We start from the raw sequence: 16,141 nt of genomic DNA on the forward strand, positions 1-16,141 counted from the left end.
CTCGACATCTGTCGAAGCCGGGGCGACGGACACCCGGCCGCCGACGCGGGGGACAATGGCAGGTGCCCCGTCGCGCCGCGTCGTGGCGAGAAGGGAGACCCCGTGCCCGCTGCACGTCGTCGCATCGGATTTCTGCTCTTCGACGGAGTCAAGGCTCTGGATGTCATCGGTCCGGCGGAGGTGTTCGCCGAGGCCAACCTCACCGCCGACACGTACGACCTCGTCTTCCTCTCCGCGTCGGGGCGCGACGTCATGACGAGCATGGGCTTGGCCTTCGGCGTCCACGCCGCGGCATCCGACAGCGGTCCGCTCGACACGATCGTCGTCCCCGGAAGCGAGTGGGCGCCCGACGTGTTCGACGACGCCGACCTCCGGGCCGCCATCGTGCTGCTATCGCGTCGGGCGCGTCGAGTCGCGTCGATCTGCAGCGGCGCGTTCGGTCTCGCCGCCGTGGGGCTGCTCGACGGCGGTCCGGCGACGACGCACTGGAAGTTCGCGGACGAGTTGGCCCGTCGCCATCCTGCCGTGCGCGTGGATGCCGAGCACCTCTTCACCCGGCACGGGGAGATCTTCACCTCTGCCGGCGTCGCGGCCGGCATCGACCTCGCGCTGTGTCTCGTGGAGGACGACCTGGGCGCGGACGTGGCCCGCACGGTGGCCCAGGGCCTGCTGGTCTACATGCGCCGTGCCGGCGGTCAGGCGCAGTTCTCGGCACCGCTGCGCGCTCGCACGCCGCGGACATCGCTCGGCGCCGCCATCGCGGCCTACATCGCCGAGAACCCGACGCGGCCGCTGACGGTGGCCGAGCTGGCCGGGCACGTCAACGTCAGCACGCGACACGTGACCCGCGTCATCCGCGAGGAGCTGGGCGTGACGGCGGCGGCCTACGTCGCCGCGGTGCGCCTCTCGATCGCCGTCGGGCTGCTCGAGTCGGGGGCGGCGGTGACGGAAGCTGCGACGTCGGCAGGGTTTCCCTCCGTCGTCGCTCTGCGGCGCGCGTTCGCGGCGCAGTACCGGATGACGCCCTCCGAGTATCAGCGCCGATTCCGACGCACCGCGTCGGTCTAGACCGACGCCTCAGGAGGCGATCTCCTCGGCATCCGCATCATCGGCGACGGTGATCGGGTCGAGCTCGGCGGCGACCACCACGGCCTCCGGTGCGCAACCGTCCGATGGCGCACTGTTCGCGGCGCGGACCAGATCGGCCAGTGCGGCGACACCGGGTGTCTGCGGCTCCGCGAAGAAGAGGGTGATCGTCCACCCTCCCGTGCCGGCGAGGGCGAGCGACTCGGCACGCAGCGTGACCCAGCCGTGGGTGTCGATGTGCACCATCGGCCAGGCGTTGAACTGCGGCCCGACGCCGCACGCACCCCAGATGCGGCGGAATCGGTGATCGGTGCGGCTGAGCTCCGCGACGATGCGGCGGAGCCTCGCATCGCGGGGGTCCGCGTGGTATCTCAGCGACGCGACGAGGGCGCGCGCCGTCCGCTCCCAGTGCACTTCGGAGTGCGGCTGGGGATAGTGGGCGAACACCGACAGCACGAGGTTCATCCCGGGATGGAGCCCGCCCGGAGCGAGCAGCAGTCCGGGCCGGTTGACCGCGACGACGTCCATCGTCGCGTTCGACACGTAGGCCGGGGTGTCGCGGTGCAGCCGCAGCAGGTCGAGGGCGCCCGACGGTATGTCGCCGCTGACCGGTGGTTCGGCATGCCCTGCGGCCAGGGCCGCCATGCGACGCAGGTACTCGTCGCCGTAGTGGTCGAGCCGCAGCGCGCGGCTGAGTGCGGAGAGCACCTGCTGAGACGGCTGGTGGCCGCGGCCCTGCTCCAAGCGGAGGTAGTAGTCCGCACTGATCCCGGCGAGGTGCGCGACCTCGCTGCGTCGCAGGCCGCTCACGCGTCGTCCCGGCTCCACCGGCAGACCCACGCTCTCGGGCTCCAGCGATTCGCGGCGGTCGCGCAGGAACTCGGCGAGGGGATTGCGCGAGCCGTTCATCGTTCTCCTCCGGATTCTGGAGAGGGCACTCCAATTCTGGATGCCGCGGCACGTCCGCCGCGGGGCGCAAACGGACACGAATGCGCCGGATCGGGACGGATACCCGCGGGGGCCGACCGCGGTGGCGGTATTTTCGACACCGTGGGTCGACCCCGGCGATACGACGAGAACGAGCTCCTGGATGCCGCCCAGGAGCTCTTCTGGGCGCGTGGATACGATCGCACCTCCGTCGAGGACATCGCCGCGGCATCGGGCGTTGCCACCAGCAGCCTGTACGCGACGTACGGATCCAAGCGCGACCTGTTCGTGCACGTGCTCCGGCGGTACTGCGCGGGCCGCGTCGACGTCGTGACGGATGCCGTGTCGGACAGCACCGCCGATGGCGATGAACTGCTCGCGAGCTTCCTGCGCCGCGTGGTCGACGACTGTGTCTCCTTTCCCGACCGCCGCGGATGCCTCATGCTCACCAGCCTGGCGGAGCTGCGCGAGCGCTTCCCCGAGGTGGTCGAGATCTCCACTGCCACGATCGCGGCGATGGAGGATGCCGTCGCGAACGCGCTGGTGCGAACCGCCCACCGCGCCGGGCGGCGGGTGCACACGCGCGATGTCGCCGCGCGCGCCGCGCAGGCGGTGCTCGCCTCTCAGGCGGTCATCCACCTCAGCCGGCTTCCCCTGTCGAGGCCGCGACTGCTCGAGATGGGCGAGGCTCTGCTGAGGTCTTGACAGAATCCGTCAGACGTCGAAAGGCGTCGCGGACCTCGCGCGGTAGATTCGCACCAGGAGGCGACCATGGCAGAGTTCAGCAGAGGTTTCGGAGCCCGCCGCCGCGCGTCGGATGCGCAGCTGCCGCCGGGGCAGTACCTCACGACGGACTTCCCGGTGCTGTCGGCGGGACCGACGCCGCGGATCGCGACCGAGGACTGGGAGTTCTCGGTGGTCACCGAGCACGGTCAGAGGGCGTCGTGGTCGTGGGAGCAGCTGCAGGCCCTTCCGATCGAGGACATCCACACCGACATCCACTGCGTGACCCGGTGGTCCAAGCTCGGCACGCGGTGGCGCGGCGTGTCGGTCGACACGCTGCTGGACGGGGTGTCGACGACGGCGGTGTCGGCGATGGCCCACTCGTACGGCGGGTACACGACCAACGTGCCGCTTGCCGAGCTCCGCGGCGGACGCGCGTGGGTCGCGTTCGAGTTCGACGGTGCGCCCCTCGCGCCCGAGCACGGGGGCCCTGCCCGCCTGCTCGTGCCGCACCTCTACTTCTGGAAGAGCGCGAAGTGGGTTCGCGGGCTCGTGCTGCAGGAGCGCGACGATCCCGGCTTCTGGGAGCAGAACGGCTACAACCTGCACGGGGATCCGTGGCGGGAGGAACGCTACTGGTGAGCGCATCCGCTTGGCTTCCGGCGCACGTGGCCGGCGTGGCCGCCCTCACCGCGCACGCGCGGCGGATCTCGCTGGATGTGCCCGACTGGCCGGGCAACCTGCCGGGACAGCACCTCGACGTACGTCTGACGGCCGAGGACGGCTATCAGGCCGAGCGGTCGTACTCGATCGCGAGCATCGGAGAAGGCCCGGTCGTCGAGCTGGCGGTCGATGAGATCCCCGACGGCGAGGTCTCGCCCTATCTCGTGCGCGACGTGCAGCCGGGCGACTTCCTCGAGGTCAAAGGGCCCCTCGGCGCCTACTTCGTCTGGCGTGAGGACGATCCCGCGCCCGTGCAGCTGATCGCCGGGGGATCGGGCATCGTGCCGCTGCTGGCCATGGCCCGCGCCCGCGCCCTCTCCGACAGCGCGGCCCCCTTCCGGCTGCTCTGCTCGACGCGTTCGCCGGCCGACGCGATGTACGCCGACGAGATCTCCCGCCTTCCGCCCGCCGCATTCACGGTGTCGTGGGTCTACACCCGCCGGCCGCCGTCCGGGTGGCCGCGGGAGGCGGGACGCGTCACCGACGCGGAGCTGGCGGCGTTGTGCTGGCCGCCCGCGCGGCGCCCCATCGTCTTCGTCTGCGGGCCGACATCTTTCGTGGAGGCGGTCGCCGATGCGCTCGTCCGCATCGGACACGAGCCCGCAAGGATACGCACGGAGAGATTCGGAGGGTCATCATGACGACGGATGCCGCGGCGCACCCGACACCTCTCGGAACCCGCGTCGCTCGGGTCGACGGCAATGCGCTGGCGGGGATGCTCTCCGGCGTGTTCGCCGGCGACGCGACGTCGATGACGCTCGTCTGCGGCCACTGCGCGGGCTCGCAACCGTTGGCCGAGGCCGTCGTGGAGCGCGACGAGTACGGCGCGATCGTGCGCTGTCGCGGATGCTCCCGGACGCTCATGACGGTCGTGGTCGCGGCGGATTCGGGCCCGGCGATCAGAATCGCCGCCCTCGCCGAGCTGATCACCGCGACGGCCGCGCCCTAAGCCGACACGAGCTCGGGGCGGGCCTGCCACAGCCTCGCCGTCTTCAGTGCGAGGTGCAGGGTGCTGCGCTGCAGGCCGTCGGCCAGCGCCTCGCGCACCGCCGGGGGCATGTGCTCCAGGCGGTAGTAGAGGGTCGTGCGATGGATGTGCAGTCGCGCACACGTGTCCGGCGCCCGGCCCGCTTCGTCGAGGTACGCCTCGACGGTCTGACGTTGCACCTCGTCACCGTCGGTCAGCAGCGCGTACGCGGCGGGGGAGACGAGCTGAAGCAGGCGCGGTGAGGTGGGAACCGACTGCACCAGCATCCACCCCCCGAGCTCTTCCGCACGCGGCGCAAGCCTCTCCGGCATCGCTGCGCGCAGGCGTGCGGCGTCCAGCGCCTGCCGGATCGTCGGCAGCGGATCGTCGCGGTCGGGCGGGCAGTCGGCGGTCGCGAGGGCACGCAGGCGCGCACCGTACGCACGTGTCTCGCGCTCGACGGCGGCGACGCAGAACGTCATGTCGACCGTCGCGGGCGAGATCAGGACGACGGCGTCGTCGATGACGTCCACGAAGTCGGTCGGGGCGGGCAGGGCGGTGGCGAGGTGGCGCCCCAGGGCGATCTGCTCCACGTCGCCGGCCTGTTCCACGAGCACGGCCCAGACCCGCAGCGGTTCATCGGGCGCGACGACCCATCGCCGGGAGCGGAGCTCCCACAGCGCATCGGTGCGCGCGGTGGCATCACCGGCGAGCAGGGCGGCGCAGACGCGCTCGCGTCGGCCGCCGTCGCCGCCGTGTGCGCGTGCCAGCAGATGGACGGCGGCGTCGACCACACCCCAGGCACGCGAATCCAGGTCGCCCGCCGAGCGACCGATGACGCGCAGGGTCAGTGATCCGACACCGACTGCAACATCGACGAACCGCGCACCGGCGACGGGCTCCGATACCGCCGCCGCCGGCTGTCGGTCGCCCGACGCGCTGCCGGTCAGGCGCACCCGCGCCCCCAACGACCGCGCCACCTGGTCGATCACCTCGGTCGTCTGCATGCCCGTCTCCTCGCCTCGCCCCGGTGATGCCACGGTAGGACCGACACGGCCCGTCGAGCGTGGCCCTTTCGTGGCCACCACGGTGCGCGGGCGGCGGGGGCGCCGTCAGCCGGCGTGCTCGCGGGCGCGGAGGTCTTTGCGCAGGATCTTTCCCGACGTCGACTTCGGGATCGCCTCGATGAACTCGACGCGGCGGATCTTCTTGTGGGGCGCGACGTTGTCCGCGACGAAGGCCATCAGCTCCTGCGCGGTGAGGCCGGAGTCGGGCGCGGGGACGATGAAGGCCTTCGGGATCTCCTGCTTGTCGTCGTCGAGCACGCCGATGACCGCGGCATCCATCACCTTCGGATGGCCCAGCAGCAGCGCCTCCAGCTCGGCCGGCGCGATCTGGTAGCCCTTGTACTTGATGAGTTCCTTGACGCGATCGACGATCGAGAAGTAGCCGCCCTCGTGGTACACGGCGATGTCGCCGGTGTGGAGGAAGCCCTCGGCATCCAGGGTCTCGGCGGTCGCCTCGGGCTTGTTCAGGTAGCCGAGCATGACGTTCGGGCCCTGCACCCACAGTTCGCCCGGTCGGGTGCGCCCGTCGTCGTCGATCGCGGTGATCTCCTCGCCGGTCTCGGTGTCGACGAGCTTGCACACGATGTTCGGCAGGATCGTGCCCACCGAGCTCACCGGGATGTCATCGCGCGTGTACGGCATGGCGTGCGAGACGGGGCTCAGCTCGCTCATCCCATAGCCCTGCATCATGCGGGCGTTGATGCGGCGCCCGGCGATCTCGGCCGTCTCGCCGTCGAGCGGGGCGGCGCCGGAGAACACGGTGTGCACCGTGGAGATGTCGAACTGGTCGACGATCGGGTGCTTGGCCAGTGCCACGGCGATGGGCGGCGCGATGTAGAGGTATGTGCAGCCGTAGGTCTGGATGTTGGTGAGGAACTGCACGAGGTCGAACCTGGGCATGGTGACCAGCGTCGCCCGCTGCTTCAGCGCGAGGTTGAGCAGCACCGTCATGCCGTAGATGTGGAAGAAGGGGAGCACCGCCAGGACCCGGTCGGTGTTCTTCAGGTCGATGTTGATGCGGCACTGGGCGACGTTCGCGACGAGGTTGCGGTGGCTCAGCATGACGCCCTTGGGAATGCCGGTGGTCCCCGACGAGTAGGGCAGCACCGCGACGTGCCTCGCCGGATCGAAGGACACCTCCGGCGCGGCGCGGCCCTCACCGAGCAGGGTGCGCAGATCGGGGTGTCCGTCCGCGCCGTCGAGCACGATGACCCGCTCGGCGGGGATGCCGACGGCCTCCGCCGCCTGCTGCGCCCCGGCCAGCAGCGGGCTCACCGTGATGAGCCAGCTGGCCCCGGCATCGCGCAGCTGCTTCTCGATCTCGCCGGCGGTGTACAGGGAGTTGATCGTCGTCACCGTCGCGCCGGCGCGGAGGATGCCGTGGAAGACGGTGGCGAAGGCGGGCACGTTCGGACACAGCAGACCGAGCACGGTGTCGGTGTCGACACCTCGCGCCGCCAGTGCGCCGGCGAACGCGTCGACCTGCGCCTTGAGCGCGCCGTAGGACGTCTCGGCGCCCGTGGCCGGATCGATGAGGGCGATGCGTGCCGCGTCGTCCGCGCTGAGATCGGCGAACAGGTCGTCGTAGATGCTGACGTCCGGGATCTCGACATCGGGGAAGGGGCTGGTGAACACGGCGGTCTCCTTCGACAGCACGACGACCGGCGACGCTGCCGGGTGCGTCCATCATGCCACCGCCGACGCGTGTGCGGCACGCGGTCTCCGTTTCGGGGAGACCGCGTGCCACCCGGCGCCGGCGTCAGACGAGGACGGCGCTGTGCTGCGCGCGACGCCCGGCCGCGAGACGCTCTGCGGCGCGCTCCTCCGCGGCATCCAGTGGCGTGATGCCGCGTGCGGCGGCATCGGCGAAGATACTGCGCACGGTGTCTCCGATCGCGGCGACACGATCCATGATCTGGCTACGTGTGCCCCGCTGCTTCGCCTCCAGGTCCAGGTAGACGACGCCGCCGGCGTTGACGACGAAGTCGGGCGCGTAGAGGATGCCGCGCGCCGCGAGGCGGTCGGCGCCGGAGCGGTGGGCGAGAGGGTTGTTCGCGGGGCCGCAGACGGCGCGGGCGGCGAGGGCGTCGATGGTGTCGGCGTCGAGCACGCCGCCGATGCCCGCGGGCACGAACACGTCGGCTTCGACGAGATGCTCGGAGCCCGGCTCGACCCACCGTGCGCCGAGCTCGGCGGCGAGGCTGCGTGTGGCGGGGTTGACATCGGTCACCGTCAGCGCCGCGCCTTCCGCGCTCAGGCGGACCGCGAGTCGGCTGCCGACCTGCCCGAGCCCGGAGATCGTGATCCGGCGGTCGGCGACCTCGGGCGCGCCGGTCACCTGCTCGAGCGTGGCGCGCAACGCCTCGTACACGCCGAGGCTCGTCGGGCCCGCGGGCTCGCCCGACCCGCCGACGGCGTCGGGCAGGCCGACCACGTGCGCCGTCCGCTCGCTGACCACCAGCATGTCCTCCGTCGTCGATCCGACGTCCTCCGCCGTGCGGTAGCTGCCGTCGAAGCGGTCGACGGCATCGCCGAGATCCAGGTACGCCGCGCGCCGACGATCGGCGTCGAGGGTCGTTCCCGGCGGCAGGCAGATCACCGACTTGCCGCCGCCGGCGTCCAGTCCTGCCGCAGCGTTCTTGAGCGTCATCGCGGCCGAGAGACGCAGGGCGTCTCCGACGGCGTCGCTCCAGTGCGGATAGGTCCACATGCGGGCACCGCCGAGGGCGGAGCCGAGTGTCGAGGAGTGCAGGGCGACGGTGATGAGCAGACCGCTCCGGGCGCCCGTCGTCACCTCCACGCGCTCGTGGGAGAAATCGGGCAGGGGCAGGGTGTGCGTCATCGCATCCTCTTTCGGCGGGCCTTGTGGGCGGTGCTCGGTGGATGCCGCCGCGTTGCGGCATCCACCCCCTATTCTGCCTCCGCCGGCACCGATCCCGCGGGTGCATGCGCGTGAGCGTCGTCGACCGCGCCGGTGGTGCCGCGGTCGGAGAGATCGAACGGGCGTCCCCGCAGCGCGCGCAGCGCGTACAGGATGGTCGCCAGATCGATCACTTCCTGTCCGAGCGCGCCGATAACGGCCGGCACCAGGCCGGTCGTCGCGAGCAGCATCGCCGCGACGCTCAGGGCGATGCCGATCCAGATGGCGACGTAGGCCACGCGCAGGGTGTCGCGACCGATCGCGACCGCTTCGGCCACCTTCGTCAGCGAGTCCTTCAGCACGACGGCATCCGCCGCATCGCCCGCGGCCGTGGCTCCCCGCGCGCCCATCGCGATGCCGATGTCGGCGGCGGCGAGCACCGGCGCATCGTTGACCCCGTCGCCCACCATGAGCACCGGGCGCGGCGTCATCATCGCGGCCAGGTGCACCTTCTCGGCGGGCAGCAGGTCGGCGTGCACCTCGTCGACGCCGACCGACGCCGCCACGGCATCGGCGGTGGGCCGGGCATCGCCGGTGAGCATCGTGACGCGTTCCACGCCGTGTCCGCGCAACCAGCGCACGACGGCCCGCGACTCCGGCCGTGCGCCGTCGGCGAGCACGAGGGCTCCCGCGAAGCGCCCGTCGACAGCGACGTACGCGGCCGCATGCCCCGCCTCCAGCGCGGTGAGCGTGGTGTCGGGCGCGAGTGCCGCGACGTAGGCCGGCTTTCCGACGACGACGCGTCGCCCGCCGATCACGGCGGTCACCCCGTTGGTCGCCTCCTCGTGTGCGTCGTCGGCCGCCTCCACGGCGATCCCACTGGCGGACGCGGCGCGACGGATGCCGTCGGCCAGCACGTGCGCGGAGTACTGCTCGGCCGAGGCCGCCCACGCCAGCAGGCGGTCGGGATCGATGCCGGGCGCAGGACGCACATCCACCAGCACGGGCCGGCCCTGGGTCAGGGTCCCGGTCTTGTCGAAGGCGGCGGAGCGCGCGCGTGCCAACTGCTCGATGACGGCGCCCCCCTTGACGATGATGCCCGCTTTCGCCGCCCGCGAGATGCCGCCGAGGAAGGCGACCGGGGCCGCGATCAGCAGGGGGCACGGTGTGGCGAGCACGAGCACCTCAGCGAATCGGACGGAGTCGCCCGACAGCCCCCACGCCGCTCCGGCGATGGCGAGCGAGACCGCCGTGAAGGGGATCGCGAACCGGTCGGCCAGGCGCACCATCGGTGCGCGCGACTCCTGCGCGGCACGCACGAGCGCGATGATCTGCTGGTATTGGCTGTCGGCGCTGCGCCGCAGAGCCCGCACCCGGATCGCCCGCGATCCGTTGACCGCTCCCGAGAGCACGGTCTCGCCGGCGGTGCGCGTCACCGGCATGCTCTCTCCGGTCAGCGACGACTCGTCGAAGCTCGCCTCGTCCGACAGGAGGACACCGTCGACGGGAACGACCTCCGCGGGGCGCACCAGCAACTCGTCGCCGACGGCGACCTCGTCGGCGGGAAGATCCCGGGTCTCGTCACCGGCGCCCGGACGGCGCACGTGCGCGATCTGCGGTGCGCGATCCAGCAGCGCCGTCAGCTCGCGCGTCGCGCGACGGCCCGCGTAGTCTTCGAGCGCCTCGCCCCCGGAGAGCATGAGCACGATGATCAGCGCCGCGATCGTCTCGCCGACAGCGAGGGTCGCGACCATCGCGACGACGGCGAGCACGTCGAGTCCGACATGACCACGCATCACGTCGCGGACCATGCCGATGATCGTCCAGACGACGATCGCCGAGACGTAGGCGGTGGTGATCGCGGTCGCCCACCCGCCCTGCCCCGCGCCGACCAGTGCAGCGGCGACGATGCCCACGACGACGGTCGCGGTGATCACGGGATACCGCCCGAGGGCGGCGACGATGCGGCGCATGCCCCCAGCATTCTCCTCGTACCGCGGGCCCGCCAGTAAGGCTGGATTGCCTTGCCTGGACGATGTCGGCGACGTTCGCGGGGCGGTCCGCCCTAGGCTGGCGACATGACCGAGAACCTGTCGCCGCGCAGTCGCATCGTCCACGAGGCCCTTCGCTCCGCCGGAGTTTCGGGGGAGATCATCACGCTTCCGGATGCCGCATCGACGGCGGCGCTCGCCGCTGCCGCGCTCGGCGTCGAGGTCGGGGCCATCGCGAACAGTCTCGTCTTCATGTCGGACGGCGAGCCGCTGCTCGTGATGACGAGCGGGGCGCACCGCGTGGACACGGCGGCTCTCGCCCAGCGCCTCGGCCGGCGCAGCATCGTGCGGGCCTCGCCGGATGAGGTGCGCGCCGCGACCGGCCAGGCGATCGGCGGCGTGGCGCCCACCGGCCACCCCGCCCCGCTGGCCACGGTCGTCGACGAGGCGCTCGCCGGGTTCGACGAGATCTGGGCGGCCGGCGGCACTCCCCACACGGTGTTCCCTCTCACCTTCGACGAGCTCGTCCGGCTCACCGGCGGCACCGTGAGCGCCGTGGACTGAACCAGCTCAGTCGCCCCGCAGCACCTCCCAGGCGGTGACCGCGGCGGCCGCCGTCCACGCCTGCGGGCGGCACGCGGCGGGGTAGGGAGCGGGCGCGCGCACCTCGTCGGCGCCGTCACCGGCGTACAGCTCCGGCACGCGGAAGTCGAAGGCCTCGGCTCCGGCGAGCATCTGCGCGACGATCCGTCGGGCATGCCCGAGCAGGCCGGCGCGCAGCATTCCGCGGGCGATGATCGCCGTGTCGTGGATCCAGACGCTGCCGCCGTGATAGCTGAGCGGCCAGTAGCCGCCTGCGTCGGTCGAGAGGGTGCGGATGCCGAAGCCGGACGCCATCCGCGGCTCGATCAGCAGGTCGGCGACGCTCGCCTCCTCCGCGGGGTCGAGGATGCCGGTACCCAGGAGGTGTCCGATGTTGGAGGTGAGCGTGTCGACCGCGCGGCCATCGCGGTCGAGGGCGATCGCCGGGAATCGTCCGGACGGCGTCGTCACCCAGAAGCGCTGCGCGAAACGCTGCTTGAGATCGCGCGCCCACGTGCGCAGCCGCTCGGCGCCGGGCCGGCCGAACCGCTCCAGCAGGTCGGCTCCGCCGATCGCCGCCTCGTACGCATACCCCTGGACTTCGCAGAGCGCGATGGGGCCGGCGGCCAGGGAACCGTCATGCCATTGGATGGAGTCGCCCGAGTCCTTCCACCCCTGATTGGACAGGCCGTGGCCTGTCTCGTCGACGTACTCGAGGAAGCCCGTGCGCTCCGCCGAGGTGACGATCCACTCGAGCGCGGCTTCCATCGCGGGCAGCAGCGCGCTCACCTCGGCATGCGGCATCCGCTCGGCCGTCTCGGCGAGCACGCAGACCCACAGCGCTGTCGCGTCGACGGTGCCGTAGTACAGCGGCGGTAGCACGATGCCCTCACCCGGCATCGTCAACGTCGACGCACGAAGCTCGTGCATGATCTTGCCCGGCTGCTCGGCCGTCGCCGGGTCGTCTCGCGTGCCCTGCAGACGTGCGAGGACGCGCAGCGTGGATGCCGCGAGCCGTGCATCCAGCGGCAGTAGCAGTCGAGCCGCCCAGAGCGAGTCGCGTCCGAACAGGGTGAAGAACCAGGGTGCCCCGGCTGCGAAGAACTCGTCCTCCGGTGCGTCGGGAAGGGTCAGGCGCAACGCGCCGAGATCGTCGAGGGCGCGGTCGAGCCAGCGCGGCAGACGTGGATCAGTCCCCGTGGGTGTCGACGGGCGCTCCCAGGGGATCGTCGCGGCTGCCCCGCGCACCACCAGGGCGGCGTCGGCCAGGATCGCCGTCCACGACACGCTCATCCGCCCTCGCGGCGGGCAGTCCAGGCGCCATTCCACGCTGATCTCGCCGTCGTCGTCGGCGGCGAGCGCGGCACCCGGTGCCGTCAGCTGAACGGATGCGTCGCCCCGACGGACGATGACCGTGCCGTCGGAGATCGTCAGCTCGCCGTGCGTCCGGCCGGACGCACCCGCCTTCACGTCCTGCAGGGCGCCGATGTCCACGCGCACGCGGGCCCGCAGCCGGAGGAGGACCGGTGCGTCGCGGGCGGAGCGCACGGTGAGCGACTCGGTGACGCGCCCCTCGACCACGGTGCGCTCCCGCTGCAGACGCACCTTCGGATCGGGCGTGTCGTCGTCCACGCCACGCAGGAGCGCGTCCATCCGCACGGCGCCGGCCGCGATCGGATCCGTCGCGATGTGTTCCGGGCGACGCCATGCGCCGTCGGCGCCGGCATAGTGCACGTCCAGACCCCGGACGAACCGGGTGTCTCCGTGGTAGATGCCGTCGATCGGGGCCGCCCCCATGTCGCCGTCACGCCCCGACCATGCCTGGGTGGGCGCGGCGAGCGCAACGATCCGGTCGGACAGGAATGGCTGCAAACCGGCCGTCATCCCTTCACTGCTCCTTCGCTGGTGTTCATGATCTTCCTCTGGAAGATGAAGAAGAGGACGGCGACGGGGATCGTCATGATCGCCGCGGCCGCGAGCTTGAGAGGGTACTGCGTGCCCTGGCTGAGCTGGCCCGAGGCGAGCGACGCGACGCCCTTGGTGAGCGTCGTGAGCTCGGGCGACTGGGTCGACACGATGAAGTGGCTGAGTTCGTTCCACGAGCCCTGGAACGAGAGGATCACGATCGTGATCAGCGCGGGCCGGGCCATCGGCAGCACGATCGACCAGAACACCCGGAAGGTCCCGGCCCCGTCGATGCGGGCCTGCTCTTCGACGGAGTCGGGGATCGACTCGAAGAAGTTCTTCATGATGAACACGCCCGCGGCGTCCACCAGCAGCGGCAGGATCATGCCGGCGTACGAGTTGTAGAGGCCGAGCTGGTTCAGCACGAGGAACTTCGGGATCAGCAGCACGACCGTGGGCACGGCCATCACCGCCACGACCAGGGCGAACACGACGCCGCGCCCTCGGAAGCGGAGCCGCGCGAGCGCGTACCCGGCCAGGGAGACGAAGAACACGCGGCCGACGGTGACGCAGAGCGTCACGATGGTCGAGTTGGCGAACCACAGCGGGAAGTCGCTGTGCAGGAACAGACGTTCGTACGCGGCCGTCGAGAACGTCGCGGGGATCAGGGAGACCGGGTCGGCGGCGGCATCCGGTTCGGTCTTGAACGAGGTCGCCACCTGCACCAGGAAGGGGTAGATGTAGACGAGGGCGAGCAGCACTAGCATCCCGTACAGCAGCACCTGGCCGGTGAGGCTGCGGGGGGTGATGCGCCGGTGGCGCCGCGGCGGTCGCGTCGGCGGCGCGCTCTGCACCTCGACGGTGCCGAGGGTGGTGGTCATGCGTCGACCTCCTTCGAGGGCGAAGGGCTCGTGGATGCCGCCGCGCGCGGCTGATAGGCGCGGATGCGCCGCTTCGAGACCGGGCGGTCGCGGAGCACCCAGCGCTGCAGGAGCGTGAAGGCGATGATGATGACGAAGAGAATGAAGGCGATCGCCGCTCCCACACCCCAGTCCTGGTTCTGGAAGGCGGAGGTGTACGAGAGGTAGGCCGGTGTCATCGTCGTCTTGGCGGGACCGCCCTGCGTGCCGGTGTAGATCTGGTCGAACACCTGCCAGCAGCCGATGAGTCCGAGCGTGATCACCGTGAACAGCGTCGGCCGCAGCTGAGGGAGCGTGATGTGCCAGAAGCGCTGCCATCCGTTGGCGCCGTCCATCATGCCTGCCTCGCCGAGCTCGACGCCGATGTTCTGCAGCGCGGCGATGAACAGCAGCATGAAGGTGCCGCTCGTCGTGAACACCGCCATCAGCACGAACGCCGACATCGCGACCGACGGACCCGCCAGCCAGTCCCACCAGGAGACCCCGAGAAAACCCGCTCCGGTGAGTGCGTCCGGCCCGTTCGAGACGCCGACCGCCCCGAGTGCGACGTGCACGATGCCGCGGGGATCGTTGAACCAGTTGGGGGCGGCGACACCGATCGCCGACATGATCTGGTTGACGGGGCCGGCGAACGAGAACAGGAACAGCCACAGCACCGTGATCGCGACCGAACTGGTCACCGACGGGAAGTAGAAGGCGGTGCGGAAGAAGCCGCGCCCGCGGAGGATGCGGCGGCTGACCAGGACGGCGAGGAACAGCGACAGCACCGTCTGCAGCGGCACGACGAGCAGCACATACCACGCGTTGTTGCGCAGCGCCGTGCCGAAGTCGCGCTCGGCCAGCCCGCCACCGGTGGTGATCGCGGCGTAGTTGTCCAGGCCGACGAAACCGACCGAACCGGAGAGAGGGCTTCCGCGCCCCGACCAGTCCGAGAAGCTGACCCAGAGCGCCATGAGCACGGGCACGAGCAGGAACACGCCGAGGATGAGGATGACGGGCGACACGAACAGCCAGCCCGCGCCGGCCTCGCCGCGGCGGATTCCGCGGGAGCGCGGATGCCGGGGCGGGGCCGGGCGCGAGGGCGTCGCGGCCGGGGCGACGGAAGCGGACATGATCAGCCGACGACGGCCTCGAGGTTGGACTGCACCGTGTCCAGGATCTTCTTCGGGTCGCCCGTCTTCGGGGACTCCAGTTGCGCGTTGAAGTCCTTGATGACATCGGCCGCACCCTTATTGGTGGGCACGCCCTGCGCGTAGTCGGCGCCGTTCAGGAACGCGACGAGCGACGGGTTGTCGCTCTTCCACGTCTGAGCGGCGGACTGCACCGACGGCATCGGTCCGAACGCCTTAGAGAACGCAAGCTGCTGGTCGGCGCTGGTGAGGTACTCGACGAGGTCGAGAGCGGCCTTCTGGTTCGGGCTGTCGGCGGCCATCCCCCAGCAGTTGGTGAACTGCAGAGTGCCCTTGCCGGCGCTGCCGGCGGGGAGCTCGACGACCTTGGCCTTCACATCGGGGTAGTCGCCGAGGGCGCCGGTGATCCAGTTGCCCTCGATCGTCATGGCGCCCAGCTGCTTGCCGAACGCCTCGCCGCCCCAGCCGGCCCCGACATCGGAGGCGTAGGCGAACGTGCCGTCCTGCAGGTGCTTCTGGACATAGGTGAGCGCCGTCACGTTGGCGTCGCTGTTGGCTTCGGCCGTCTTGCCGTCCTCGGAGACGAGGCGGCCGCCGGCCTGGGCCATGAAGGCGCCGAGACGGGCGTACTCGCCGCCGAAGACGAGCCCCTTCGTGGAGCCGTTCGTGAGCTTCGCGGCCACGGCGGCCAGCTGGTCCCAGGTGGTCGGGATGTCGGCGTCGGTCAGGCCCGCCTTCGTCCACAGGTTCTCGTTGATGACCAGCTGCAGCGTCGAGAAGTCCTTCGGCGCGCAGAAGAAGGTGTTGTCGTAGGTGAAGTTCTTCACGAGCGACGGGTAGAAGTCGTCCTTGTTGCTGAGCTGGTCGCCGTAGGCCTTCAGCGAGCCGTTGCTCGCGAAGCCCGCCAGCTGGTCGGTGCTGAGGTAGAAGAGGTCCGGCGGAGAGCCCGCCGCGAAGCCCTGCGACAGCTGCTGGGCGAGGTCGGTCGCGGCGACGACCGACGCCGACACACCGGATTTCGCGGACCAGGCGGCGACGGCATCCTGCACGGCCTTGGTCTCGGCGTCTCCGGACGAGCCGATCATGATCGTCAGCGGCTTGTCGGACGACGTCAGATCCCCGGCGCTGGCCGAGGGGTCAGAGCCCGACCCGCTGAATCCCTGTCCGCATCCGGTCAGCAGCAGGCTCGAGGCCACGGCCAGGCCTCCTGCCGCGAGCAGCGTCCGTGCTGTGTGTCGCTTCATCGCATCTCCTTCGATC

The 16,141-nt window shown here is 70.9% G+C and carries 15 protein-coding genes; 6 read left to right on the top strand and 9 right to left on the bottom strand.

Annotation, left to right across the window (positions count from 1 at the left end; all coding sequences use genetic code 11):
- Positions 1 to 102: 102 nt before the first annotated feature.
- On the top strand, positions 103 to 1,068 hold the full coding sequence (locus DEU37_RS04730; protein ID WP_121189457.1) for a GlxA family transcriptional regulator: 966 nt from the start codon (positions 103 to 105) through the stop codon (positions 1,066 to 1,068).
- Between the two features lie 9 nt (positions 1,069 to 1,077).
- Here the strand turns inward: DEU37_RS04730 and DEU37_RS04735 are convergent, their stop codons facing one another.
- Positions 1,078 to 1,995: a helix-turn-helix domain-containing protein gene (locus DEU37_RS04735; protein WP_121189458.1), complete on the bottom strand. Its 918-nt coding sequence runs from the start codon at positions 1,993 to 1,995 to the stop codon at positions 1,078 to 1,080.
- A gap of 141 nt (positions 1,996 to 2,136) precedes the next feature.
- Between DEU37_RS04735 and DEU37_RS04740 the strand changes: the two genes are divergently transcribed.
- The 4 genes from DEU37_RS04740 to DEU37_RS04755 all read left to right on the top strand — a co-directional run bounded on the left by DEU37_RS04740 (position 2,137) and on the right by DEU37_RS04755 (position 4,408).
- On the top strand, positions 2,137 to 2,718 hold the full coding sequence (locus tag DEU37_RS04740) for a TetR/AcrR family transcriptional regulator (protein ID WP_121189459.1): 582 nt from the start codon (positions 2,137 to 2,139) through the stop codon (positions 2,716 to 2,718).
- 66 nt (positions 2,719 to 2,784) lie between these two features.
- Positions 2,785 to 3,378 carry a sulfite oxidase-like oxidoreductase gene (locus DEU37_RS04745; protein ID WP_005052249.1) on the top strand — a complete coding sequence of 198 codons (594 nt, stop codon included), beginning with the start codon at positions 2,785 to 2,787 and terminating at the stop codon, positions 3,376 to 3,378.
- Positions 3,375 to 4,100 (top strand): FAD-binding oxidoreductase, encoded by a 726-nt coding sequence (locus DEU37_RS04750; RefSeq protein WP_121189460.1) that lies wholly within the window; start codon positions 3,375 to 3,377, stop codon positions 4,098 to 4,100. Before DEU37_RS04745 ends, DEU37_RS04750 begins: the two co-directional genes overlap by 4 nt.
- A complete protein-coding gene (locus DEU37_RS04755; RefSeq protein ID WP_121189461.1) occupies positions 4,097 to 4,408 on the top strand; it encodes a DUF6510 family protein in 312 nt (103 codons plus the stop codon). Before DEU37_RS04750 ends, DEU37_RS04755 begins: the two co-directional genes overlap by 4 nt.
- On the opposite strand, the gene DEU37_RS04760 is transcribed toward DEU37_RS04755, so the two are convergent.
- The 4 genes from DEU37_RS04760 to DEU37_RS04775 form a co-directional block, all read right to left on the bottom strand.
- Complete coding sequence (locus DEU37_RS04760; protein ID WP_121189462.1) at positions 4,405 to 5,433, bottom strand: helix-turn-helix domain-containing protein; 1,029 nt, start codon at positions 5,431 to 5,433, stop codon at positions 4,405 to 4,407. The genes DEU37_RS04755 and DEU37_RS04760 overlap by 4 nt on opposite strands.
- 105 nt (positions 5,434 to 5,538) lie before the next feature.
- The gene (locus tag DEU37_RS04765; RefSeq protein WP_121189643.1) at positions 5,539 to 7,128 is read right to left on the bottom strand and encodes an AMP-binding protein; all 1,590 of its coding nucleotides are present in this window, start codon (positions 7,126 to 7,128) and stop codon (positions 5,539 to 5,541) included.
- A 124-nt stretch (positions 7,129 to 7,252) separates the two neighbouring features.
- Positions 7,253 to 8,335: a Glu/Leu/Phe/Val dehydrogenase family protein gene (locus DEU37_RS04770; RefSeq protein WP_121189463.1), complete on the bottom strand. Its 1,083-nt coding sequence runs from the start codon at positions 8,333 to 8,335 to the stop codon at positions 7,253 to 7,255.
- Between the two features lie 68 nt (positions 8,336 to 8,403).
- Positions 8,404 to 10,326 carry a heavy metal translocating P-type ATPase gene (locus tag DEU37_RS04775; RefSeq protein ID WP_121189464.1) on the bottom strand — a complete coding sequence of 641 codons (1,923 nt, stop codon included), beginning with the start codon at positions 10,324 to 10,326 and terminating at the stop codon, positions 8,404 to 8,406.
- 105 nt (positions 10,327 to 10,431) lie between these two features.
- Between DEU37_RS04775 and DEU37_RS04780 the strand changes: the two genes are divergently transcribed.
- Positions 10,432 to 10,908 (top strand): YbaK/EbsC family protein, encoded by a 477-nt coding sequence (locus tag DEU37_RS04780; RefSeq protein WP_005052264.1) that lies wholly within the window; start codon positions 10,432 to 10,434, stop codon positions 10,906 to 10,908.
- A 6-nt stretch (positions 10,909 to 10,914) separates the two neighbouring features.
- On the opposite strand, the gene DEU37_RS04785 is transcribed toward DEU37_RS04780, so the two are convergent.
- The 4 genes from DEU37_RS04785 to DEU37_RS04800 are packed head-to-tail and all read right to left on the bottom strand — an operon-like array spanning position 10,915 to position 16,125.
- On the bottom strand, positions 10,915 to 12,810 hold the full coding sequence (locus tag DEU37_RS04785; protein ID WP_121189465.1) for a glycogen debranching N-terminal domain-containing protein: 1,896 nt from the start codon (positions 12,808 to 12,810) through the stop codon (positions 10,915 to 10,917).
- Positions 12,807 to 13,712, bottom strand: coding sequence for a carbohydrate ABC transporter permease (locus DEU37_RS04790; RefSeq protein ID WP_005052269.1), 906 nt, complete (start codon positions 13,710 to 13,712; stop codon positions 12,807 to 12,809). Before DEU37_RS04790 ends, DEU37_RS04785 begins: the two co-directional genes overlap by 4 nt.
- Positions 13,709 to 14,863 carry a carbohydrate ABC transporter permease gene (locus DEU37_RS04795; protein WP_121189466.1) on the bottom strand — a complete coding sequence of 385 codons (1,155 nt, stop codon included), beginning with the start codon at positions 14,861 to 14,863 and terminating at the stop codon, positions 13,709 to 13,711. The genes DEU37_RS04790 and DEU37_RS04795 overlap by 4 nt, the downstream gene beginning before the upstream one ends.
- A 2-nt stretch (positions 14,864 to 14,865) precedes the next feature.
- Positions 14,866 to 16,125 carry an extracellular solute-binding protein gene (locus tag DEU37_RS04800; protein ID WP_121189467.1) on the bottom strand — a complete coding sequence of 420 codons (1,260 nt, stop codon included), beginning with the start codon at positions 16,123 to 16,125 and terminating at the stop codon, positions 14,866 to 14,868.
- Positions 16,126 to 16,141: the final 16 nt, after the last annotated feature.

Origin of the sequence: Microbacterium sp. AG790 (assembly GCF_003634765.1) — a bacterium.
GTDB lineage: Bacteria > Actinomycetota > Actinomycetes > Actinomycetales > Microbacteriaceae > Microbacterium.